Consider the following 21,457-nt stretch of genomic DNA (forward strand, 5'->3'; position numbering starts at 1 on the left):
GGTTTTGTTGCGTTCGGGAGGCAAGTAAAGGAGCCCCGGGAGGAGAAGTCAACGGAATGGCGAGCCGGCATTGCACGGGAGGTGACAGGCGGGAGAGCCTGAAGCTTTCCCCGGCGGGCAGACGTCATCCGCAGAACGCGGCAGCCCTCAACGGGCGTAGGCGAAATGCTCGCGGCGGCGCTCGATGGACGAGGGGATGCGCAGGGATTCCCGATATTTCGCCACGGTGCGGCGGGCGATGTCGATGCCCTCGTCGCGGAGCTTCTGCACCAGGGCGTCGTCCGAGAGCACATCGCCGGTCGCCTCGCCGTCCACGAGCTGCTTGATGCGGTGGCGCACCGCCTCGGAGGAATGCGAAGCCGTGCCCGCCGCCCCCGGAATGGCGGCGGTGAAGAAGTATTTCATCTCCAGGGTGCCCCGGCTGGTGCCGATGGATTTGTTGGAGGTGACCCGCGACACGGTGGATTCGTGCATGCCGATGGCCTCGGCGACCGTCTTGAGGTTGAGGGGGCGCAGATGCGCCACGCCGTTCACGAAGAAGGCGTCCTGCTGGCGGACGATCTCCGAGGCGACCTTGAGGATGGTGCGCGCCCGCTGCTCCAGGCTGCGGGTGAGCCAGTTGGCGGTCTGCAGGCATTCGGACAGGAACGCCTTGTCGCCCTCGGCCGCCGCCCCGCGCGAGACGCGGGCATAGTAGCTCTGGTTCACCAGAACGCGCGGCAGCGCCTCGGCATTGAGCTCCACCAGCCAGGAGCCGTCGGAGGCCGCCCGGACGAACACGTCGGGGATCAGCACCTCCACGGCGCGCGAGCCGAAGGCCCGCCCGGGCTTCGGGTCGAGGCGGCGCAGTTCGGCCAGCATGTCCACCAGATCCTCGTCATCGACGCCGCAGAGCCGGCGCAGGCTCGGGAAGTCGCGCTTGGCCACGAGGTCGAGGCGGGAGACCAGGGCCTGCATCGCCGGATCGAACCGGTCACGCTCGCGCAGCTGCAGGCTCAGACATTCGGCGAGATCGCGGGCGGCGATACCCGGCGGGTCGAAGGTCTGGATCAGCTTGAGCACCCGCGCCACGGAATCGAGGCTGGCGCCGAGGCGCTCGGCCACCTCGTCGATGGACTCGCGCATGTAGCCGGCATCGTCCACCGCATCGATGAGGAAGCCGGCGATCAGCCTGTCGCCGGCATCGCGGGTGGCGAGGTCGAGTTGCGCGCTGAGATGCTCGCGCAGGGAGACTTCCGAGGTCAGGGTCGCCTCGAAATCCGGCGCCTCGCCGTCGAAGCTGCCGCCGGTATTGCCGTAGGGCGCCGGAGTCAGGGTGAGCATGTCGCCCGAGGCAGCCTCGCGGGCATGGCTCGGATTCTCATCGGAGAAGACGTTGTCGAGACGGGTGTCGAGGACGCTTTCCATCTCGGCGCTGCTGGCCGTGAGTTCGGTCGACATCCAGTTGTCGGGCTCGGCCGAGTCGAACTCGCCATCCCCTTCGCCCGCGGCCTCCGGGGCCACCTCGCCGTTCGCGCGTTCACCGTCCGGCTCGCCCTCGACGCGCTCCAGGAGCGGATTGCGCTCCAGTTCGGCATCCACATAGGTGGCGAGATCGATCTGGGAGAGCTGAAGGAGCTTGATCGCCTGGAGAAGCTGTGGCGTCATCACCAGGGCTTGGCCCTGACGCATTTCCAGTCGCTGCAGCAAGCTCATGGTGTTGCCCCGACGCCTTCAGGTGAGCCCAGCCGAAGGCGCGCACAGAACCCTACGCCGCTCGGCATGAATGTTGCTTCTTTTTATCTTCGCCTAGGTCTATCGCCATCTTGCGTCGCCGTCAAAGCGCGATGCGCGCGATTTCCACCACGATGCTGCGGCGCACCATCGGGCTCGGCGCAGCCGGGGTTGGACGGACGCAGCTCATGCTCGCGCAACTGTCTCGTACCAAAGAGAAATTAAATTCCTCCTCCGCTGGCATGCGCGGACGACCAGCCTAAAGACATGCACAAAACGCATGCATCTTTTGGTCGCCATGTAATGTGGCGAGAAATTGGGCAGCAGAGGATGTGGGCAGCACGGGCGGGCGCGTGATTCGCGGATACGGATCGGGCTGGTGGCCTAAACAGGTTTCGCAGAAGTGGCCTCCGGTTCTGCGATAAAAACCTGCGAGACATCAAAGAGCTAAGCAGCGTGAAGCGTTGGCGCGCCAACGCGAACCTGCTTAGAGCCGAAACCCCTCGCCGAGATAGAGGCGCCGTGCATCCTCGTTGGCGACGATCTCCTCCGGCGTGCCCTCGGTGAGGATACGGCCGGAATGGGCGATATAGGCGCGGTCGATGAGGCCGAGGGTCTCACGAACGTTGTGATCGGTGATGAGCACGCCGATGCCGCGCTGCTTCAGGTGCTTCACCAGATCCTGGATGTCGCCCACCGCGATGGGGTCGATACCGGCGAAGGGTTCGTCGAGGAGCATGAAGCTCGGCGATGTCGCCAGGGCACGGGCGATCTCGCAGCGACGCCGCTCGCCGCCCGACAGCGCGATCGAAGGCGCCTTGCGCAGACGCGCGATGTCGAATTCCTCGAGCAGCGAATCGAGCTTGCGCTCGCGCTCCTTGCGGCTGGGCTCCACCACTTCGAGCACGGCGCGGATGTTGTCCTCCACGGACAGGCCGCGGAAGATCGAGGCTTCCTGCGGCAGGTAGCCGATGCCGAGGCGCGCACGCTGATACATCGGCAGGTGGGTGATCGGCAGTCCGTCGAGACTGATCGAGCCGCGATCCGCCGAGACGAGGCCGGTGATCATGTAGAAGATCGTGGTCTTGCCCGCGCCGTTGGGGCCGAGCAGGCCCACGGCCTCGCCGTTGCGCACGGTCAATCCGGCCTCGTGCACCACCGTGCGCGCGCCGTAGCTCTTGCGCAGCCCTTCCACGTGGAGAATGCCCGGACCGCCGCCACTCTCGGACAGGCCAGCCTCACCACCCGCCGCCCGCCCCTTGCCGCGGCGAAAGAGGCGCGACAGGAGGGTGGGCGCGCGCACGGCTCCTGCAGGAGCCGCATCGGCGATCCGGGAGCTGATCGGGTCTGGCGCAGGGGCCACCGGCAGGGCGGAGGTCAATTGGCCTGCGCTCTCGGCTTTGCGGCCGGCTTCTCCGCGCCGGCCTCGGAAGGTTTCGGCGCGGGCTTGCCCGCGGCACTCGCCGGCTGGGCACACCCCTTGGCCCCACCCTTGGCGGCCTCTTCCTTCTGCGGCACGAACATCGCCGAGACGCGGCCGCCGGCCACCGGGTCCATGTTCGCCCGGCCGGTATTCATGTCGTAGACGAGGCGACTGCCCCGGGTGACGTTCTGGCACTGGCTCAACACGACGTTGCCGGTGAGCACGATGCGCTTGGCCTCCTGGTCGAACACGGCGTTGTCGCCGGTGGCGACCTGGTCGTTCTGCACCACGGTGACGGGGCCGGCGCATTCCACCTTCTGGATGCCGTTCTCCGCCATGCCGGCCGGCGATTTGGCACCATCGGCGGCAGGCGCGGGCGCCCCCGGCTTGGCATCCTTGCCGCGCTTGTAATGCACCGTCATCGTCGAGCAGCGGATGGTGCTGTCGCCCTGCACAGCCACGACGTTGCCGGCGAAGATCGCCTTGTTCTCGCGGTCGAACACGTCGAGCCGGTCCGCGTCGATCTTGACCGGTTCCTTGCCCCCGCTGGCGCCGAAGGTGCTCCCCGGCGCGGTCGGCTTGGTCGCCTTCGCGGCGGGCGCCGGAGACGTGCCGGACGGAATCTGCGCCATCGCGCTCCCTGCCGCGAGGAGGCTGCAGAGGGCGAGGGTGGAGATCAGCGCGGAACGGCTCATCGGCGTGCCTCCCCATCCTGCGGCTCGGCGGCGGAGGTGAGGATGCGCGGCGATTTCACATCGGGCTTGATCTCGGATCCGGCGTTCTCGGCTTTGTCCGATCCGTGGAACACCGCATGGACATTGCCGACGAAGGAGATGACGCGACCGTTATCGACCATGTCGAGACCGTCGGAGGCCACCGTCCCTGTGGGAAGAGTCACGGCGACGGCCTGGTCGGACTTCACCGTACCGGCCTTGAAGTCGATGGCGGCGGTCAGGAGGCGGATGTCCTCGCCCTTGTCGGTCCACAACTTGATGTCGCGTTCGAGGGACAGGGTCTCGCGTGCCGAATCGAACAGACCCGAGGCGGCCTCCATATGGGCGAGCCCGCCCGAATCGTCGGTGACGAGATGGCCCTTCATGGCCTGGAGTTCGATCAGCGTGGGCTTGCGCACGTCCTGGAAGGCGGCCGTGGCGATGACCTCGTAGCCCCGGTTGTCCTTCCGGAAACCGGAGAGGCGCGGGTTCTCCATCTTCACCTTGGTCCCCGACAGGGTGACCGGCCCCATGGTGACGGCCGGCAGGGCGCTGCCGAACGGGTTGAACAGCGTCACCACGGCGAGGGCGACGACCGCGGCTCCAGCCGAGAGGGGAATGAGACGACGCAGGTAGCGCACCTGCGTGCTATGGTTGCGAGCCCGCGCATGGGCACGGTGACGGCGCGCATCCGCGCCCGATCCCGTCGTCCCTGTCGCGTCGATGGCGTCGACCCCGTGCATGGTGATGATCCGAGCCGCTCCGCCTGACCGATCCGATGGGACACCGGCAGGTTGCGCCCCGCAACATGCCACGTCTCGCCCATGATGTACTGAACCGTGGGAACCCGCTTACCCCATGGTCCAGCGCCGGATGCGCGCGGCCGATGGCGAAGTTGTGGCCGTACCGGAACCTTATGACCGGAGCATTGAGGAATCATCAACCGGACGGGATCGCAGCGACACGATCGATGTGCGCCGCCGCACCGTCCCCCGCGTGCCCGCCTGCGGCATGCGCGTGCCCGATCAGGTGTGGGCGAAGATGTCGGTCTCGGCCCAGCCTTCGAGATCGAGGAGGGAGCGGGTGGGCAGGAACTCGAAACAGCGCCGCGCGAGATCCGTGCGTCCCTCACGGTCGAGCATCGCGTCGAGGCGGGCGCGCGCCGCATGCAGATGCAGCACGTCGGAGGCGGCATAGTCCACCTGCGCCTGGCTCAGCGATTCGGCGCCCCAATCGGAGGATTGCTGCTGCTTCGACAGGTCGACGCCCACGAGTTCGCGGACCACGTCCTTGAGGCCGTGCCGGTCGGTATAGGTGCGGGCGAGCTTGGAGGCGACCTTGGTGCAATAGACCGGCCCCGGCATCACGCCGAAGGCCTTGTACAGCACGGCGAGGTCGAACCGGGCGAAATGGAAGATCTTGGTCACCGACAGATCGGCCAGCACACCCTTGAGCATGTCGGGCGGACTCGATCCGGGGACGATCTGCACCACGTCGGCACTGCCGTCGCCGCGCGAGATCTGGACGACGCAGAGACGGTCCCGATGCGGATTGAGACCCAGCGTCTCGGTGTCGATGGCGATGGCGGTGCCCGGCACGTAATCGGCCGGGAGATCACCGCGATGGACGCGGATGATGGGCTGGGGAGGCATCTGGCTTGTGTCTTCCGGCGGGAACCGAGGTCTCCGGCCGCGTAACACCGTGCCCCCCGGCGAACAACCCGGCACCGGACCGGCGCCGGGTTGCCCGAGCGGAAGGGTTACTTCTGCTTGGCGATGACTTTGTCCTTGATCCCGTCATAGACGCCCTGGGTGAGGATCTTCTTCGACACGAGCTGATCCTTGCCGTGATAGGGGCGGCCCTTGACGATCGCGGCCGAGCGCGCCGCACCGATGCCGGGCAGAGCCTCGAGTTCGGCGGGCGAGGCGCTGTTCAGATCGATGAGATCGGTCTTGGCCGCCGGCGCGACGGGAGCGGCGGGCTTGTCCGCCGTCGGCTTGGCCGGGGCGGCCGGAGCCGTGGGCGCCTTCGGTGCGACGGTGGGAGGAGTGGAGGTCGAGGGGCTCGGCGCCTGGGCGAGGGCGGGAGCCGCCGCGAGGCAGCCCAGCACGGCCAGGGTGCGGAGCAGAGATGTAGTCATGCGAGATGAAGTCACGGCAATCTCCCGAGATGCGGCGGCGCAGTCTTCGTTGAGGCGTCTCCGTATTCGCAGGTAGGACACGACGGTTGAACCGGCGCTTAACGAGACTTCACGGCCTCGCGAGCCCCGCCGCGAACCGGGGCCGGCTGCCCCTTCGCGGATCGATCCGCCATTTTCGGAAGTCCGGCCTCGGGCGGCTCTAGCCAGGCGGCCGATCTGCCGCTATACAGCCGCCATCGAATCTCCGTTTGAACACGGTGCCGAGGTTGCCTCTTCCCTCGCGGGGCGGCGCCCGTGCACCCTTTTTGTCGTAGCAGGACTACCCCATGGCCGTTCCGAAGCGAAAGACCTCCCCCTCGCGGCGCGGCATGCGCCGGTCCGCCGACGCCCTCAAGGCCCCGACCTATGTCGCCGACAAGGATTCGGGCGAGCTGCGTCGTCCCCACCACATCGATCTGAAGACCGGCATGTATCGCGGTCGCCAGGTCCTCAAGGTGAAGTCGGCCGAGGCCTGATCCTACGCGTCGTCGACGGTCCCGCCAGGGACCGGAACGAGACGATGTCTGCGAGAACCGCCTTCGGGCGGTTTTTTGCGTTATCCGCCTCGACGGATCATGCGCGGCGCCTGTTCGTCCCGATCCGCGTGGTCTCGGCGTAACGCGCCGTGGCCGAGCGCATGCGCTCTGTCCGAGAGGCGCGCATCGTCGGCTCGCAACTGACGAGAAGTTGGGTCAGGAACTCTGCGTTCGGCCTGCCATAGGCGTCACTCGCCTTGCGGGCCACCGTTTCACCGCCATCGACGACCACGAGCGTCCGCGCCGTGTCGCGGTCCCCCTCGGGGACGCCGCGTCCCGTTATGGTACGCTTTCCCGTGCCGGTTTGTGCCACCCGCTGCCCTTCCGCCTGTTACTGGCGGAAAAGCGCAATGGGTGGGCCGATGTTAACGGTTCGTCAGCACTCTCTCAGGACGCGGTCGGAGGACCCGTCGCCGATGTCGCCGGCCTACTTCTTGGCGAGGTCTTCCAGGCGATTGCGCATTTCCGCCATCTGCCGCTTCAACTCGTCGAGGTCGCTATCGGGCGCGGCCACCGGGGTCGCAGGCTGGGACGGCGTCGGCCCGGGCGCGGAGGACTTCATGCCGGAGAGCGGCCCGGTGCCGAAGGTCGTGAACATCTTCATGGCATCGCCGAAGAAGCTCATGTTGGCCCGCACCTGCTCCTCCATGGCACTCTGGAACACCTTGGGAGCGAAGCTCTGGTTCATCTTCTCGCGCAGGCCGTCCTGGTCTCGGGCGAAATTGGCCATGGAGAATTCGAGAAAGCTCGGCACCATCGTCCGCATGCTGTCGCCGTAGAAGCGGATGAGCTGGCGCAGGAAGGCCACCGGCAGCAGATTGTCGTCGCCGGCCTTGTTCTCCTGCTCGAAGATGATCTGCGTGAGCACGGAGCGGGTGATGTCGTCGCCCGAGCGGGCATCGTAGACGAGGAAATCCTCGCCGTTCTGGACCATCGTCGAGAGGTCCTCGAGCGTGACGTAGGTCGAGGTTCCGGTATGATACAGTCGCCGGTTCGCGTATTTCTTGATGACGGTCTGCTGAGACTTACCGTTGTCCGCCATCCTCGTGGCCTTTCCCGACACGTTCATTCCAGCGCCCAATCCCTTCGAGGCCCGATGCGCCGTCCGGGTATCATTCGTATTTGCGCGTGAGCAGACCTTAAGGCTTTCGCCCGCTGACGAAAACAGCAATTTGACCCCGATCCCCGCAGAATAGTGCCACACGCCGCGCGGCGCCTCCGGTGACAAACGCCGGCCGGTCACTCGCCGACCTTCCGCACGCGCTTGACTTCACCCTGCCCAGCGCTTTCATCGCCTGAGTTGGCCTCAAGCGCGCATGCCCATCAGAGGGCTTCAACGTCGCGCCGGCCCTCAAGAGGAGAACGTCAATGGCAGCGGAAGACATCGTCATCGTCGGAGCGGCGCGGACCGCAGTGGGTTCGTTCGGAGGTGCCTTCAACACCGTCCCGGCCCATGAACTCGGCGCCGTCGCCATCAAGGCCGCCCTGGAGCGTGCCGGCGTCTCTCCCGACGACGTGGACGAAGTGATCTTCGGCCAGGTCCTCACCGCCGGCGCCGGCCAGAACCCGGCCCGCCAGGCCGCCATCAAGGCCGGTATCCCGGAGAAGGCCACCGCCTGGGGCGTCAATCAGGTCTGCGGCTCGGGCCTGCGCACGGTCGCTCTCGGCATGCAGCAGATCGCAAATGGCGACGCCACGGTCATCGTGGCCGGCGGCCAGGAATCGATGTCGCTCTCCCCCCACGCGCAGTACCTGCGCGGCGGCCAGAAGATGGGCGACGTGAAGCTCGTCGACACCATGATCAAGGACGGCCTCTGGGACGCCTTCAACGGCTACCACATGGGCACGACCGCCGAGAACGTGGCCCAGGCCTTCCAGCTCACCCGCGAGCAGCAGGACGAGTTCGCGACGAAGTCGCAGAACAAGGCCGAGGCCGCCCGCAAGGAAGGCCGCTTCAAGGACGAGATCGTCCCCGTCACCGTTCCGGGCCGCAAGGGCGACACCATCGTCGACACCGACGAGTACATCCGTGACGGCGCCACCATCGAGGCGATGGCCAAGCTCAAGCCCGCCTTCTCGAAGGACGGCACCGTGACGGCCGCCAACGCGTCCGGCCTCAACGACGGCGCTGCCGCCATCGTGCTCATGTCGGCCTCGGAAGCCGAGCGCCGGGGCATCACGCCGCTGGCCCGGATCGTGTCCTGGGCCACCGCCGGCGTCGATCCGAAGGTGATGGGCACGGGCCCGATCCCGGCCTCGCGCAAGGCGCTGGACAAGGCCGGCTGGAAGCCCTCCGACCTCGACCTGATCGAGGCCAACGAGGCCTTCGCCGCCCAGGCGCTGGCCGTGAACAAGGACATGGGTTGGGACACCGACAAGGTGAACGTCAATGGCGGCGCCATCGCCATCGGCCACCCGATCGGCGCGTCCGGCGCCCGCGTCCTCGTCACACTGCTGCACGAGCTCAAGCGTCGTGACGGCAAGAAGGGCCTCGCCACCCTCTGCATCGGCGGCGGCATGGGCGTCGCCATGTGCATCGAGCGCGTCTGAAGCCCCATCGGGCTCGATTGAATACAGTATAATTTCTGCGCTCGTGACAGATCTTCAAGGATGCCCGCAAACATTGGGGACATCGTCTTGGAGAATTCTTGAGGACGCAGCAAATTTAAATGGCATGGGCGGGCGGAGCCGATTGAGCTAAGCCCGCCCGCGCCGAGAATCTGCAAGAAATTGCATGACGCACGCCATCGAACATCAAAGAAAATTGGAGGAAGCCATGGCTCAGGAACGCATTGCCCTCGTCACGGGTGGAACGCGCGGCATCGGTGCCGCGATCTCGACGGGTCTCAAGGCCAAGGGCTACAAGGTCGCCGCCAATTACGGCGGTAACGACGAGGCGGCCAACGCATTCAAGGCCGAGACCGGCATCCCGGTCTTCAAGTTCGACGTCGGCGACGCCGCCGCCTGCGAGGCCGGCATCAAGGCCGTCGAGGCCGAACTCGGCCCGATCGACATCCTGGTGAACAATGCCGGCATCACCCGCGACGGCGCGTTCCACAAGATGACCTTCGAGAAGTGGCAGGCGGTCATCAAGACCAACCTCGACTCGATGTTCACGGTCACCCGCCCGGTGATCGAGGGAATGCGCGCCCGCAACTTCGGCCGCATCATCCTGATCTCGTCGATCAACGGCCAGAAGGGCCAGGCCGGCCAGACCAACTACTCGGCCGCCAAGGCCGGCGTGATCGGTTTCGCCAAGGCGCTGGCCCAGGAGAGCGCCTCGAAGGGCATCACCGTCAACGTGATCGCGCCGGGCTACATCGCCACCGACATGGTGATGGCGGTGCCGGAGGACATCCGCAACAAGATCATCTCGACGATTCCCGTGGGACGCCTCGGCGAGGCCGCCGAGATCGCCCGCGCGGTGGAATACCTCGCGGCGGAAGATTCGGGCTTCATCACCGGTTCGACCCTGACGATCAACGGCGCCCAGTACATCGCCTGACGCCGCCTCGCGTCATCGACGGGAAGAAGGCCTGCCCCGGCGACGGGGCAGGCCTTCTTCGTTTTCGCAGAGCGTCCTGATTCAGGGAGCCGAACGTCAGGGAGCCTTGGGCGCCGCGGCGGGCGTGGCCGCATCGGTGCGCTCGATCTTGGCGCTCTCACGCAGCTTCAGGATGAGGTCCTGCTGCGACTTGCGGGTGAGGTACTGGTCCACCTGCTCCTTCATCTCGGCGAAGGTCGGCACCGGCTTGGTGCGCCGCTCCTCGACCTTGATCACGTGCCAGCCGAACTGCGTCTTGATCGGGTCGGAGACCTGGCCGACCGGCAGCTTGAACGCGGCCTCCGCAAAGGGGGCGACCATCCGCTCCTTGGTGAACCAGCCGAGATCGCCGCCCTCGGTCTTCGAGCCGGGATCCTTCGAGACCTCCGCGGCGATCTTGGAGAAGTCCTCGCCGCCCTTGATCCGGGCCGAAATCTTCTTGGCCTCCTCCTCGTTGTCCACGAGGATGTGGCGGGCATGGGCCTCCTCCTCCGGCTTCATCGTGGTGAGGGTCTGGTCGTAGAGGGCTTTGGCGGCCTCCGGCGTCACCGCCTTCTTCGCCTCGCGCTCCAGATACTCGTCGAGGAGGAGCTTGCTCTTGAAGTAAGCGAGCTTGCGCTGGAACTCGGGCGAGTCGCCGACTTTGGCTGCCTCTGCCGCCTGCGCGCCGACCTTGAGGTCGACCATGTAGTCGATGAGCAGGTTCTTCTTCTGGGCCTCGTCGACGCCGGGCAGCGAGAGCGCCGGGTCCTCGGCGGCGATGGCGAGGTCGCCCGCGGTGACCGGCGAGCCGTTCACTTTGGCCACAACCGTCTCCGGCGGCAGCGCCGGGGCGGGAGCCGCAGCCGGGGCAGGCGTCTGCGCCAGGGCCCGCAGCGGCAAGGCCACGGAGGCGAAGGGCAGCGCAACGGCCAGCGCCAGGGCGCCCGAGCGCCGGAGAAGGAGAGGCGACGTCATAAATGGGGATTCCTCGAACAGGTGGATGCCGCGTCCACGAAGCTCTGTCCGGCCAGGTTGGAGACGTGGCAACAGCGAGCGGCGGGACGCCGTAGGCATCTGTGGGCGAGAAGTGGCGCGGGCAAGGGCGGAAGACAAGCGCATATGGGGTTTCGGGCGAATCCGTCCGATCACGATAAAGCGGTCTTAAGCCCGCATGCGCCATCCTTTCCGGGTTTCGTGGGAGAGCGGCATGCGGACCAGCGTCATCATCACCGCCGCTTGCCTCATTCTGTCCGCCTCGATCACGACGGCGCAGGCCCGCTTCAAGGGCGGACGCTCCATCTCCGTCTCCCGCCCGGCTCCCTCCGTCACTCCCGCCCGATCGGCCGCCCTGGGTGCCGGAATCGGCGCGTCACGGCCCGTCCGCGCCATTGCGGGTGCGCCAGAGAATGATGCCACAGCGGGACACTCCGTGACCTTGCGCCCGGTCCTCCCGGTCCCCGCGCCGGCGGCGAAAGAGATCCGCACGGCCGCGTCATGGTGCGCCGACAAGCGCGTCGTCGGCACCGGCGCCGGTTTCTGCGAGATCAACTGACGCCTGTATGTCCAGCGGCCGGCAGGAAGCTTGACAGGCCCGCGACCGAAGATTTCTTGAGATCGCGCAGCAGGGCGTCGGGCCGCGTCAGCCTTCGCCAGTCGTGGGGATACCGGCCCTTGTCTCTCCTCTCTCATCTTTCCGCGGCGCGGCCGGATCGCCGTCGGCCGCTTCGTATCGCCCTGGTGGGCTGGGGAGCCATCGCGCGCCGCGTGACACACCTTCTCGACGCTCGGGGCAGCGACGTCGTCCTGGCCGGCGTCGGGACGCGGGTGAGGCCCGATGAGGCCGACCTTCCCGCCTGGATCCCCTGGCTACCCGAACCGGCTGCCCTGGCCGGGGTCGAGCCCGACATGGTGATCGAAGCGGCCGGACGGGCGGCGGTCGAGCCCTGGGGCCTCGTGGCGCTCCGGCACGCCGAGAGCTTCGCCGTCTCGTCGACCAGCGCCTTCTGCGAGGCCGGTCTTCTCGACAGGCTCGTCGCCGCCGCGGAGGCGCATGGAAGCCAGATCCTCGTGCCGACCGGGGCACTCGCCGCCGTCGACGCCCTCGCGGCGGCCTCGATCCTGCCGTTGGACTCGGTGACGCATCGCATCGTCAAGCCGCCCGTGGCCTGGATCGGTACCCCGGCGGAAGAATGGATCGATCTCGATGGCCTGACGGAGGCCACGACCTTCTTCGAAGGAACGGCACGGGAGGCAGCCCGGCTGTTCCCGGCCAACGCCAATGTCGCGGTCATCACGGCGCTCGCCGGCATCGGCCTCGACAGGACGCGGATCGCCCTGGTGGCGGATCCCCGCGCCACCGGCAATGGACATCGCCTCCAGGCGACGGGCGCTTTCGGGACCCTCGACATGAGCATCGAGAATCAGGCCCTGCCGGCCAATCCGAAATCCTCGGAGCTCACGGCCCTGGCTCTGGTCCGCATCATCGAGAACCAAAGAGCCGCTTTGGCGCTTTAGCATTTCGACTGCCGTTCAAAGGCGACGACGGCGGACGCGGCCCCCTTGGCTTTCGGAGTTGAAGGCAGTCCGCCCTTTCGGATGCGTCCTACAATATTTACCTCTATAAGCCCGGCCAACTCACGCCTTCTGATATTTCGATCGACCGCAGGTTCACGATGCTCGGCGCCCTCGCTAAGAAGATATTCGGCTCGTCCAACGATCGCCGCGTCAAGGGCTATCGCCCCCGCGTCGCCGAGATCAACGCCCTGGAGCCGGAGATCTCCGCCCTGTCGGACGAGGCCCTGCGAGCCCGGACGGACATGCTGAAGGCCGAGCTCGCTGCCGGGAAGACCCTCGACGATATCCTCGTTCCCGCCTTCGCCACGGTGCGCGAGGGGGCCAAGCGCGCCCTCGGCCAGCGCCATTTCGACGTGCAGCTCATCGGCGGCATGGTCCTTCACGAGAGCGGCATCGCCGAGATGCGCACCGGCGAAGGCAAGACCCTGGTGGCGACGCTGCCGGTCTACCTGAACGCCCTGTCGGGCCTCGGCGTGCACGTGGTCACGGTGAACGACTACCTCGCCTCCCGCGATGCAGAGTGGATGGGCCGGGTCTATCGCTTCCTCGGCCTCACCGTCGGCACCATCGTCCACGGGCTCGACGATGAGCAGCGTCGGGACGCCTATGCCTGCGACATCACCTACGGCACCAACAACGAGTTCGGCTTCGACTACCTGCGCGACAACATGAAGTACGAGCTCTCGCAGCTGTCGCAGCGCGGGCACAATTTCGCGATCGTCGACGAGGTCGATTCGATCCTGATCGACGAGGCGCGCACGCCGCTCATCATCTCCGGTCCCGTGGACGACCGCTCGGAGCTCTACGTCTCCGTCGACGCGCTGATGCCCCATCTCGAGAAGGAGCATTACGACCTCGACGAGAAGCAGCGCTCGGTCTCGCTCACCGAGAGCGGCAACGAGTTCATCGAGGATCTGCTCCGCGGCGCCGACCTGCTGAAGGAGGGCGACCTCTACGATGCCCACAATGTCAGCCTCGTCCACCACGTGAACCAGGCGCTTCGCGCCCACACCCTGTTCACCCTGGACAAGGACTACATCGTCAAGAACGACGAGGTGGTGATCATCGACGAGTTCACCGGCCGCATGATGCAGGGCCGGCGCTACTCGGAGGGCCTGCATCAGGCGCTCGAAGCCAAGGAGCGGGTGACGATCCAGCCCGAGAACCAGACGCTCGCCTCGATCACCTTCCAGAACTACTTCCGGCTCTACTCCAAGCTCGCCGGCATGACCGGCACCGCCTCCACCGAGGCCGATGAATTCGCCGAGATCTACAAGCTCGAAGTCGTCGACATCCCGACCAACAAGGAGGTCGAGCGCGTCGACGAGGACGACGAGGTCTACCGGACGGTGGGCGAGAAGTACGACGGCATCATCGCCGAGATCGAGAAGGCGCATGCGCGCCATCAGCCGATCCTGGTCGGCACCGGCTCCATCGAGAAGTCGCAGCACCTGGCCGAGATGCTGACCAAGGCCGGCTTCCGCCAGCTCGACTATTCCGACCTCAATGCGCTCACCGACGTCTATGCCGCCGCCCGCGAGGGACGCGTGACGAAGACCTTCGCGGTGCTGAACGCCCGCTTCCACGAGCAGGAGGCCTATATCGTCGCCGAAGCCGGCGTGCCGGGCGCCATCACCATCGCCACCAACATGGCCGGGCGCGGCACCGACATCAAACTCGGCGGCAACCTCGAGATGCGCCTGGAGAAGGAGCTCGCCGGCCTGCCCGAAGGCGCCGAGCGGGATGCGAAGGCGGCGGCGATCAAGGCCGAGATCGAGGAGAACCGCGCCAAGGTGCTGGCCTCGGGCGAGCCGGCCGACCCGGAGGCCGGGCGCAAGAAGGCCCTGCCCGGCGGCCTCTACATCATCGGCACCGAGCGTCACGAATCGCGGCGCATCGATAACCAGCTGCGCGGCCGCTCCGGCCGACAGGGCGATCCCGGCCGCTCGAAATTCTACCTGTCCCTGCAGGACGACCTGATGCGGATCTTCGGCTCCGACCGCATGGACGGGATGCTCACCCGCCTCGGCCTGGAGAAGGGCGAGGCGATCATCCACCCCTGGATCAACAAGGCGATCGAGAAGGCGCAGCAGAAGGTCGAGGCGCGCAACTTCGACATGCGCAAGAACGTGCTCAAGTACGACAACGTCATGAACGACCAGCGCAAGGTCGTGTTCGAGCAGCGCCGCGACTTCATGGGCCAGGACAGCGTGCGCGACACCGTGGACGAGATGCGCCACGGCGTCGTCGACGATCTCGTCGCCGTCCACGTGCCCGAGAACGCCTATGCCGAACAATGGGACATCGAAGGCCTGCGCCTGCGCGTCACCGAGGTGCTGAACCTCGACGTGCCGGTGGAAGATTGGGCCAGGGAAGAGGGCATCGCCGACGAGGAGATGCGCGACCGCCTGCGCACCGCCTCCGACGAGGCCTATGCCGCCCGCACCGAGAAGAACACACCCGAGGTCATGACCTATGTCGAGAAGCAGGTCCTGCTGCAAACCCTCGACCATCTCTGGCGCGAGCATCTCGTTACCCTCGACCACCTGCGCCAGGTGATCGGCTGGCGCGGCTTCGCCCAGCGCGACCCGCTCAACGAGTACAAGTCGGAGGCGTTCGAGCTCTTCAACGGCCTCGTCGGCGCCTTGCGCGAGCAGGTGACCCAGCAGCTCGCCCGCATCGAGATCACGTACCAGGAGCAGGATTCACAAGGCGCGAACCCGTTCGCGAGCCCGGAACTGCCGTCCATGTTCGCCCAGCACCTCGATCCCGTCACCGGCGAGAACGAGATGGACTTCTCCGATCGCGGCACGGGCAGCGCCGGGGGCGGCGGACCGGCCTACGGCTACGCCGCGCAGGCGATGTCCACGGATGCGGCGGTCATCGAGCGCGACCCGAACGACGCTACCACCTGGGGCCGCGTCGGGCGCAACGAGCCTTGCCCCTGCGGCTCGGGCAAGAAGTACAAGCACTGCCACGGCACCCTGACGACCTGAAACGCAGCCATCCGGCCGGACCTGCATCCGGCCGTGGGCCATTCGAGGGGAGATCCGAATGCGGCAGACGACCTTCGGGCCGACTGGGCGGCCCGTCTCCGTCATCGGCCAGGGCACGTGGTATCTGGACGAGGCACACCGCCCGGACGCCGTCGCCGCCCTGCAGCGGGGCCTCGATCGCGGGATGAGCCATATCGACACCGCCGAGATGTATGGCGAGGCCGAACTCGTGGTGGCGGAGGCGATCGCGGGGCGACGCGACGAGGTATTCCTCGTCTCGAAGGTGCTGCCGAACCATGCCTCGGCACGCTCCGTCATCACCGCCTGCGAGCGTTCGCTGGCGCGCCTGAAGACGGACCGGCTCGACAGCTATCTCCTGCACTGGCGGGGCGGGATTCCGCTCGAGGAAACCATCGGTGCCTTCGAGGGCCTGGTCCGGCAGGGCAAGCTCCTCTCCTGGGGCGTCAGTAATTTCGACGTCCCCGATCTCGAAGACGCTCTCGCCGTAGCCGGCGAGGGCCGCATCGCCTGCAATCAGGTGCTGTATCATCTCGGGGAAAGGGCGATCGAACACGCCGTCCTTCCCTGGTGCGCGGCGCATGGCGTCGCATTGGTCGCCTACAGCCCCTTCGGCCATGACGACTTCCCCGAGCCGGACTCGGCCGGCGGACGCGTGCTCGGAGAGATCGCCGCCGAGACGGGAGCGACGCAGCGGCAGGTCGCCCTCGCGGCGCTGACGCGGTCGCCCTCCGTCCTCGCGATCCCGAAGGCCGCGCGAATCGCGCATGTGGAGGAGAACGCCGCCGCCGGCGAGTTGACGCTGACCGATGGTCAATGGCAGTGCCTCGACGATGCCTTTCCGCGCGGGGCCAAACCCGCGCACCTGCCGATGCTCTGAGGCACGGATCGGGTTCGCCCTGGCCGGAGAGAGAAAAGCCGGGCGTGACCCTCAAGCCACAGCATCGGGAAGATGAGCGAACCTCCCGGACCGTATCCGAAAAGAAACCACATTTCCCGCCGAGCTAGGCCGTCCAGGAAACGGACGGGAGCGAGACGGCATGGGGTATCCCCGATCGGCGACGACGGGACTCTACGGGGTCCTGCTGATGACGACGATGGGCCTCGGTGCCTGTAATTCCCCCACCACGACCGGCTCCCTCGGCGGCCCGGGCCTTGCGGCCAAACCCATGGCGGTGAGCGACCAAGAGCGCGACTGTCTCGGCCGCGCCATGTATTTCGAATCGAACCGCAGCGATTCCGAAGGCCTGCTCGCCGTCGGCACGGTGGTGATGAACCGCCTCGAAGCCGCCGCCTTCCCGAACGGCGGTATCTGCGCCGTCGTCGGCCAGCCCCGACAGTTCGCCACCGGCGTGCTCACCAAGCCCATGGCGGAGAAGGACCTGACCAAGGTCGCGGACGCGGCCGACGCGGTCCTGGCCGGCCAGCGCCACCCGAAGGTCGGCCGCGCCATGTACTTCCACACGGCGGGCCGCACGTTCCACTACAACAACATGCATTACGTGGCGGTGGCCGGCGGCAACGCCTTCTACGAGAAGCGCAAGCCCGGCGCCGTGGAGCAGGCCCGGCCGCCGGCCGCCCTGGCCTATGCAGCGGCCCCGACGCCGACCGCCTCGGAGGCGGCTCCGGCCGCACCGGTCCAGGCCATCGCGAATCCTGCTCCCGCCGGTGTTCCGGCGACACCTGTGGCCTCCGCCTTACCGGAGGTGACGGGCACGCAGCCCGCCTCGACGGCTCAGGCGGAACCGGATCGCGCGGTCACCGCCTCCCACTCCGCCGTAGGCCAGGGCGCGCACCTCAAAGCCTCATCGAAGCCGGTGGCGAGAACGCGTGTCGCCGCCCATGCCAAGAGCCCGGCGACGCTGGCGGCCCTTGCCCCCGAGGCGCCACCGCCGCCGCCCGTCATCAACCTGCCGAGGCCGTGACCCGGCCGGTTCAGACGGTGACCTGAGTCCCCACTTCCACGACACGGCCGGTGGGGATCTGGAAGAAGTCGGTGGCGTCGTTGGCGTTCTTGGCGAGCGTGATGAAGATCCGGTCCTGCCAGAGCGGCATACCGGAATGCGCGGCGGGGCGGATCGAACGGCGCGACAGGAAGAACGACGTCGCCATGATGTCGAACTTGAAGCCCTGCTTCTTCAGGAGCGTCAGCGTCCGCGGGATGTTGGGCTGCTCCATGTAGCCGAACTTCATCACGATCTTCGAGAAGTGCGGGCCGATCGGCTCCATGCGGATACGGTCCGCCTCGCTTGCACGGGGGGTGTCCACGGTCTCGACCGTGAGAATCACGTTCTTCTCGTGCAGCACCTTGTTGTGCTTGAGGTTGTGCAGCAGGGCCGCCGGGGCGATGGACGGGTCGCTGGTGAGGAACACCGCCGTGCCGCGCACGTGATGGGGTGGGCTCTTCTCCAGCATGCCCACGAGTTCGAGCAGCGGCACGTCTGTCTTGCGGGTCTTGTTGAACAGGATGTTCACGCCCCGCACCCAGGTCCACATCACGATGATGAGCATCCCGGCCAGCACGAGGGGCACGTAGCCGCCCTCGAACACCTTGAGCAGATTCGAGAGCAGGAACAGGAACTCGATGACGATGAACGGCATGATCGCGGCGGCGGCGGCGATCGGCGACCATTTCCACGACTTCCAGAGCACGATGAAGCCCATGCTCGCGGTCAGCAGCATCGTTCCCGTCACGGCGATGCCGTAGGCGGAGGCCAGGGCCGAGGACGACCGGAACAGGATCGCCAGGACCACGACCCCGATCAGCAACAGGATGTTCACCTGCGGCAGGAAGATCTGGCCGGAATGCGATTCCGAGGTGTGGCGGATCTCGAGGCGCGGAAGCAGGCCGAGTTGGATAGCCTGGCGCGACAGGGAGAACGCCCCGGTTATGACGGCCTGGCTCGCGGTGACGGTGGCGATGGTCGCCAGGATCACCATGGGCAGAAGGCCCCATTCGGGCACGAGCTGGTAGAACGGATCCGTCGTGTCGGGCACGTTGAGGACCAGCGCCGTCTGGCCGAGATAGTTCAGGGTCAGGCACGGCGCCACGAGGCCGAGCCACGCCACCTGGATCGGCCGGCGTCCGAAATGCCCGAGATCGGCGAACAGCGCCTCGGCGCCGGTCACCGCGAGGAAGACCGCGCCCAGCGCAACCAAGGCCCCGGTGCCGTGGCCGAGGAGGTAGTGCACCGCGTACCAGGGATTGAACGCCTGGAAGACCTCCGGCCGCGAGACGATGTGCGGTAGGGCCGCGAGCCCCAGCGCCAGGAACCAGACCACCATGATCGGGCCGAAGAAGGCCGCCACCTTGCTGGTGCCCCGGCTCTGGACCATGAACAGGGCGAAGATGATCGCCACCGTGATCGGCAGCACGTAATGCTCGAAGGCCGGGGTTACGAGCTTCAGGCCCTCCACGGCCGAGAGTACGGAGATGGCCGGCGTGATGACGGCGTCGCCGTAGAACAGAGAGGCGCCGAGCAGCCCGAGCATGAACACGATGCGCGACCCGCCCAGCGCCTTGCGGGCCAGGGCCATCAGCGAGAGGATTCCGCCCTCGCCGTTGTTGTCCATGCGCAGCAGGATGACGACGTATTTGATCGTGACGATCAGCAGGAGTGCCCAGAGGATCAGCGACGTCGTGCCGAGGACTTCCTCGGTCAGCAGGATGCCGTCCGCCCGCGCCGGGCCGAGCGCCTCACGGAAGGCGTAGAGCGGGCTGGTGCCGATGTCTCCGTAGACGACGCCGACGGAGCCGACGACCAGCGTCCAGAAGTTCGTCTTCCCATGCCCGTGATTGCCCGACCCATGCTCGCCCGACCCCGTCTCGGGATGGGCCGCGGGGCCTGGCTGAGCGCCGGGGACGCTCGGGATGGAGGTTTGCGTCATGCGCTGCGATCAGGCTTCTGCGACGGGGAAAGGAATCGAATGGGGAGGCTCGGATTTTTTGGAGCGTGACGTAGCGACGGAGACGGGCGAGCCGTGAGCGCTCCTCTGTCCCGCCTCACACGGACACGTCGCGGCCGAACCGGCGGCCGGCCCCTGAGGTACCGGTGCACGACGGCTCCCAGCGCGAAGCATGCCAAAGTCGTATCATGCGGGTGTGACGCCGAGAACGACGATCCCGTGATGTCCGGGAAGGCTTCCCCGGGAAGGCGAGCGAAGTCGCCCCGCGTGCCGGAGCAGCGCGGGGCGACGGGCGTCACGACGGACGGGCTCACTCGGCGGCGGTGCGGGCGCCCTGGCCGAAACGGCGCTCGATATAGTCGATCACCACCGTCTCGAAATCCTTGGCCAGCGTGGCGCCGCGCAGGGTCATTGCCTTCTTGCCGTCGATGAAGACCGGTGCGGTGGGGGTCTCGCCGGTGCCGGGCAGCGAGATGCCGATATCGGCATGCTTCGATTCGCCGGGTCCGTTGACGATGCAGCCCATCACCGCAACATTCAGGCCCTCGACTCCCGGATAGGTCTTCTTCCATTCCGGCATCGAGGTGACGATCCAGTTCTGGATGTCACGGGCGAGTTCCTGGAACGTGGTCGAGGTGGTGCGGCCGCAGCCGGGACAGGCGGCCACCATCGGCACGAAGGTGCGGAAGCCCATGGTCTGCAGGAGTTCCTGCGAGGCCTTGACCTCCACGGTGCGGTCGCCGCCGGGCATCGGGGTCAGCGAATAGCGGATCGTGTCGCCGATGCCTTCCTGGAGCAGCACGCCGATGGCCGCGGAGGCCGCGACCAGACCCTTCGAGCCCATGCCGGCCTCGGTGAGGCCGAGATGGATCGCGTAGTCCGAGCGCCTGGCGACCTCGCGGTAGACCGCGATCAGATCCTGCACCGCCGAGACCTTGGCCGAGAGGATGATCCGGTTCTTGGGAAGGCCGAGTTCCTCGGCGCGCTGGGCCGAGGACAGGGCCGAGCGCACCATGGCCTCGCGCATCACGGCGCGGGCATCGATGGGACGCGCGGACCGGGCGTTCTCGTCCATCAGGTGGGTGAGCAGGGCCTCGTCCAGCGAGCCCCAATTGGCGCCGATGCGGATGGTCTTGCCGTAGCGGATCGCCTGCTCGACGATGGTCGAGAACTGCGTGTCCTTCTTCTCCTTGAAGCCGACATTGCCCGGATTGATCCGGTACTTGGCCAGGGCCTCGGCGCAGGCCGGGTGATCGGAGAGAAGCTTGTGGCCGATATAATGGAAGTCGCCCACCAGGGGCACATGGACGCCGATGCGGGCCAGACGGTCGCGGATCTTCGGGACCGCGGCGGCCGCCTCGTCGCGGTCGACGGTGATGCGCACGAGTTCGGAGCCGGCCCGCGACAGGGCGGCGACCTGCGCCACGGTGGCATCGATGTCGGCCGTGTCGGTGTTGGTCATCGACTGGACGACGACCGGGGCGCCTCCGCCGACGGTGACGGCCCCCTCGCCCTCACCCACCGTGACCCCCACCGTGCGGTGACGCGGCGTCGGACCGGCGATCTCCGGGCCGGTAATCGAAATGCCGGGGCCGAACGGATCGGCGGAAGTGGCTTCCATCATGGCGTCCATCGCTGACCTTGCTTATGGCCTGGCCTGCCCTGCCCTGAAGCGAGCGCCCGGCCATGGTCGTCTGGTATCGAATCCTGCCGATCCTTTGCGAAGATCGGGTGAAGGGTCCGGTTATCTAGACCCCTGCCGGTTAGCTGAGATGGCGCGCCGCATGCGTCAAGCCCGCTTACCGCATGGTGAAACCAGGGGGCAGGACGGACCACGCGCAACACGTTGGCTCAGCGTCGGCTGACATGTCTT

General features: G+C 67.0%; 18 protein-coding genes. 8 read left to right on the plus strand and 10 right to left on the minus strand.

Going from position 1 to position 21,457, the window contains the following annotated elements:
• Positions 1–147 precede the first annotated feature (147 nt).
• The 6 genes from rpoN to ASF08_RS08285 all read right to left on the minus strand — a co-directional run bounded on the left by rpoN (position 148) and on the right by ASF08_RS08285 (position 5,989).
• Positions 148–1,695 (minus strand): RNA polymerase factor sigma-54, encoded by a 1,548-nt coding sequence (gene rpoN, locus ASF08_RS08260; protein WP_082473125.1) that lies wholly within the window; start codon positions 1,693–1,695, stop codon positions 148–150.
• Positions 1,696–2,200: 505 nt separating this feature from the next.
• A complete protein-coding gene (gene lptB / locus ASF08_RS08265) occupies positions 2,201–2,998 on the minus strand; it encodes an LPS export ABC transporter ATP-binding protein (protein ID WP_373321342.1) in 798 nt (265 codons plus the stop codon).
• A 92-nt stretch (positions 2,999–3,090) separates the two neighbouring features.
• On the minus strand, positions 3,091–3,831 hold the full coding sequence (locus ASF08_RS08270) for an LptA/OstA family protein (protein WP_082473126.1): 741 nt from the start codon (positions 3,829–3,831) through the stop codon (positions 3,091–3,093).
• Complete coding sequence (locus ASF08_RS08275; protein WP_018046021.1) at positions 3,828–4,592, minus strand: hypothetical protein; 765 nt, start codon at positions 4,590–4,592, stop codon at positions 3,828–3,830. Before ASF08_RS08275 ends, ASF08_RS08270 begins: the two co-directional genes overlap by 4 nt.
• 282 nt (positions 4,593–4,874) lie before the next feature.
• Positions 4,875–5,501, minus strand: a complete 627-nt coding sequence (locus ASF08_RS08280; protein WP_056143683.1) for a ribonuclease D — start codon at positions 5,499–5,501, stop codon at positions 4,875–4,877.
• 107 nt (positions 5,502–5,608) lie between these two features.
• Entirely contained in the window at positions 5,609–5,989 is a 381-nt protein-coding gene (locus ASF08_RS08285) for a ComEA family DNA-binding protein (protein WP_056143689.1), read from the minus strand.
• A 326-nt stretch (positions 5,990–6,315) separates the two neighbouring features.
• Here ASF08_RS08285 and rpmF point away from each other — a divergent pair, with 326 nt between their 5' ends.
• A complete protein-coding gene (gene rpmF, locus ASF08_RS08290; RefSeq protein WP_018046018.1) occupies positions 6,316–6,504 on the plus strand; it encodes a 50S ribosomal protein L32 in 189 nt (62 codons plus the stop codon).
• 487 nt (positions 6,505–6,991) lie between these two features.
• On the opposite strand, the gene phaR is transcribed toward rpmF, so the two are convergent.
• Positions 6,992–7,606: a polyhydroxyalkanoate synthesis repressor PhaR gene (gene phaR / locus ASF08_RS08300; protein WP_056143801.1), complete on the minus strand. Its 615-nt coding sequence runs from the start codon at positions 7,604–7,606 to the stop codon at positions 6,992–6,994.
• 326 nt (positions 7,607–7,932) lie between these two features.
• Between phaR and ASF08_RS08305 the strand changes: the two genes are divergently transcribed.
• Both ASF08_RS08305 and phbB read left to right on the plus strand, forming a co-directional pair.
• Positions 7,933–9,114, plus strand: a complete 1,182-nt coding sequence (locus ASF08_RS08305) for an acetyl-CoA C-acetyltransferase (RefSeq protein WP_056143698.1) — start codon at positions 7,933–7,935, stop codon at positions 9,112–9,114.
• Between the two features lie 226 nt (positions 9,115–9,340).
• On the plus strand, positions 9,341–10,069 hold the full coding sequence (gene phbB / locus ASF08_RS08310; protein WP_026176322.1) for an acetoacetyl-CoA reductase: 729 nt from the start codon (positions 9,341–9,343) through the stop codon (positions 10,067–10,069).
• 96 nt (positions 10,070–10,165) lie between these two features.
• Here the strand turns inward: phbB and ASF08_RS08315 are convergent, their stop codons facing one another.
• Positions 10,166–11,065 (minus strand): peptidylprolyl isomerase, encoded by a 900-nt coding sequence (locus ASF08_RS08315; protein WP_056143701.1) that lies wholly within the window; start codon positions 11,063–11,065, stop codon positions 10,166–10,168.
• Positions 11,066–11,297: 232 nt separating this feature from the next.
• On the opposite strand from ASF08_RS08315, the gene ASF08_RS08320 reads away from it, so the two are divergent.
• The 5 genes from ASF08_RS08320 (at position 11,298) to ASF08_RS08340 (ending at position 17,603) form a co-directional block, all read left to right on the plus strand.
• On the plus strand, positions 11,298–11,642 hold the full coding sequence (locus tag ASF08_RS08320; RefSeq protein ID WP_156629512.1) for a hypothetical protein: 345 nt from the start codon (positions 11,298–11,300) through the stop codon (positions 11,640–11,642).
• A gap of 119 nt (positions 11,643–11,761) precedes the next feature.
• Entirely contained in the window at positions 11,762–12,604 is an 843-nt protein-coding gene (locus ASF08_RS08325) for an aspartate dehydrogenase (protein ID WP_056143707.1), read from the plus strand.
• Positions 12,605–12,762: 158 nt separating this feature from the next.
• Complete coding sequence (gene secA, locus ASF08_RS08330; RefSeq protein ID WP_056143710.1) at positions 12,763–15,660, plus strand: preprotein translocase subunit SecA; 2,898 nt, start codon at positions 12,763–12,765, stop codon at positions 15,658–15,660.
• Positions 15,661–15,718: 58 nt separating this feature from the next.
• Entirely contained in the window at positions 15,719–16,558 is an 840-nt protein-coding gene (locus ASF08_RS08335; RefSeq protein ID WP_056143713.1) for an aldo/keto reductase, read from the plus strand.
• A gap of 160 nt (positions 16,559–16,718) precedes the next feature.
• Positions 16,719–17,603: a cell wall hydrolase gene (locus ASF08_RS08340; protein ID WP_056143715.1), complete on the plus strand. Its 885-nt coding sequence runs from the start codon at positions 16,719–16,721 to the stop codon at positions 17,601–17,603.
• 10 nt (positions 17,604–17,613) lie between these two features.
• On the opposite strand, the gene ASF08_RS08345 is transcribed toward ASF08_RS08340, so the two are convergent.
• Entirely contained in the window at positions 17,614–19,566 is a 1,953-nt protein-coding gene (locus ASF08_RS08345; protein ID WP_056143720.1) for a potassium transporter Kup, read from the minus strand.
• 328 nt (positions 19,567–19,894) lie between these two features.
• Positions 19,895–21,208, minus strand: coding sequence for a flavodoxin-dependent (E)-4-hydroxy-3-methylbut-2-enyl-diphosphate synthase (gene ispG, locus ASF08_RS08350; RefSeq protein ID WP_187273356.1), 1,314 nt, complete (start codon positions 21,206–21,208; stop codon positions 19,895–19,897).
• Positions 21,209–21,457: the final 249 nt, after the last annotated feature.

The sequence above is a fragment of the Methylobacterium sp. Leaf85 genome, assembly GCF_001422125.1.
Classification (GTDB): Bacteria; Pseudomonadota; Alphaproteobacteria; order Rhizobiales; family Beijerinckiaceae; genus Methylobacterium; species Methylobacterium bullatum.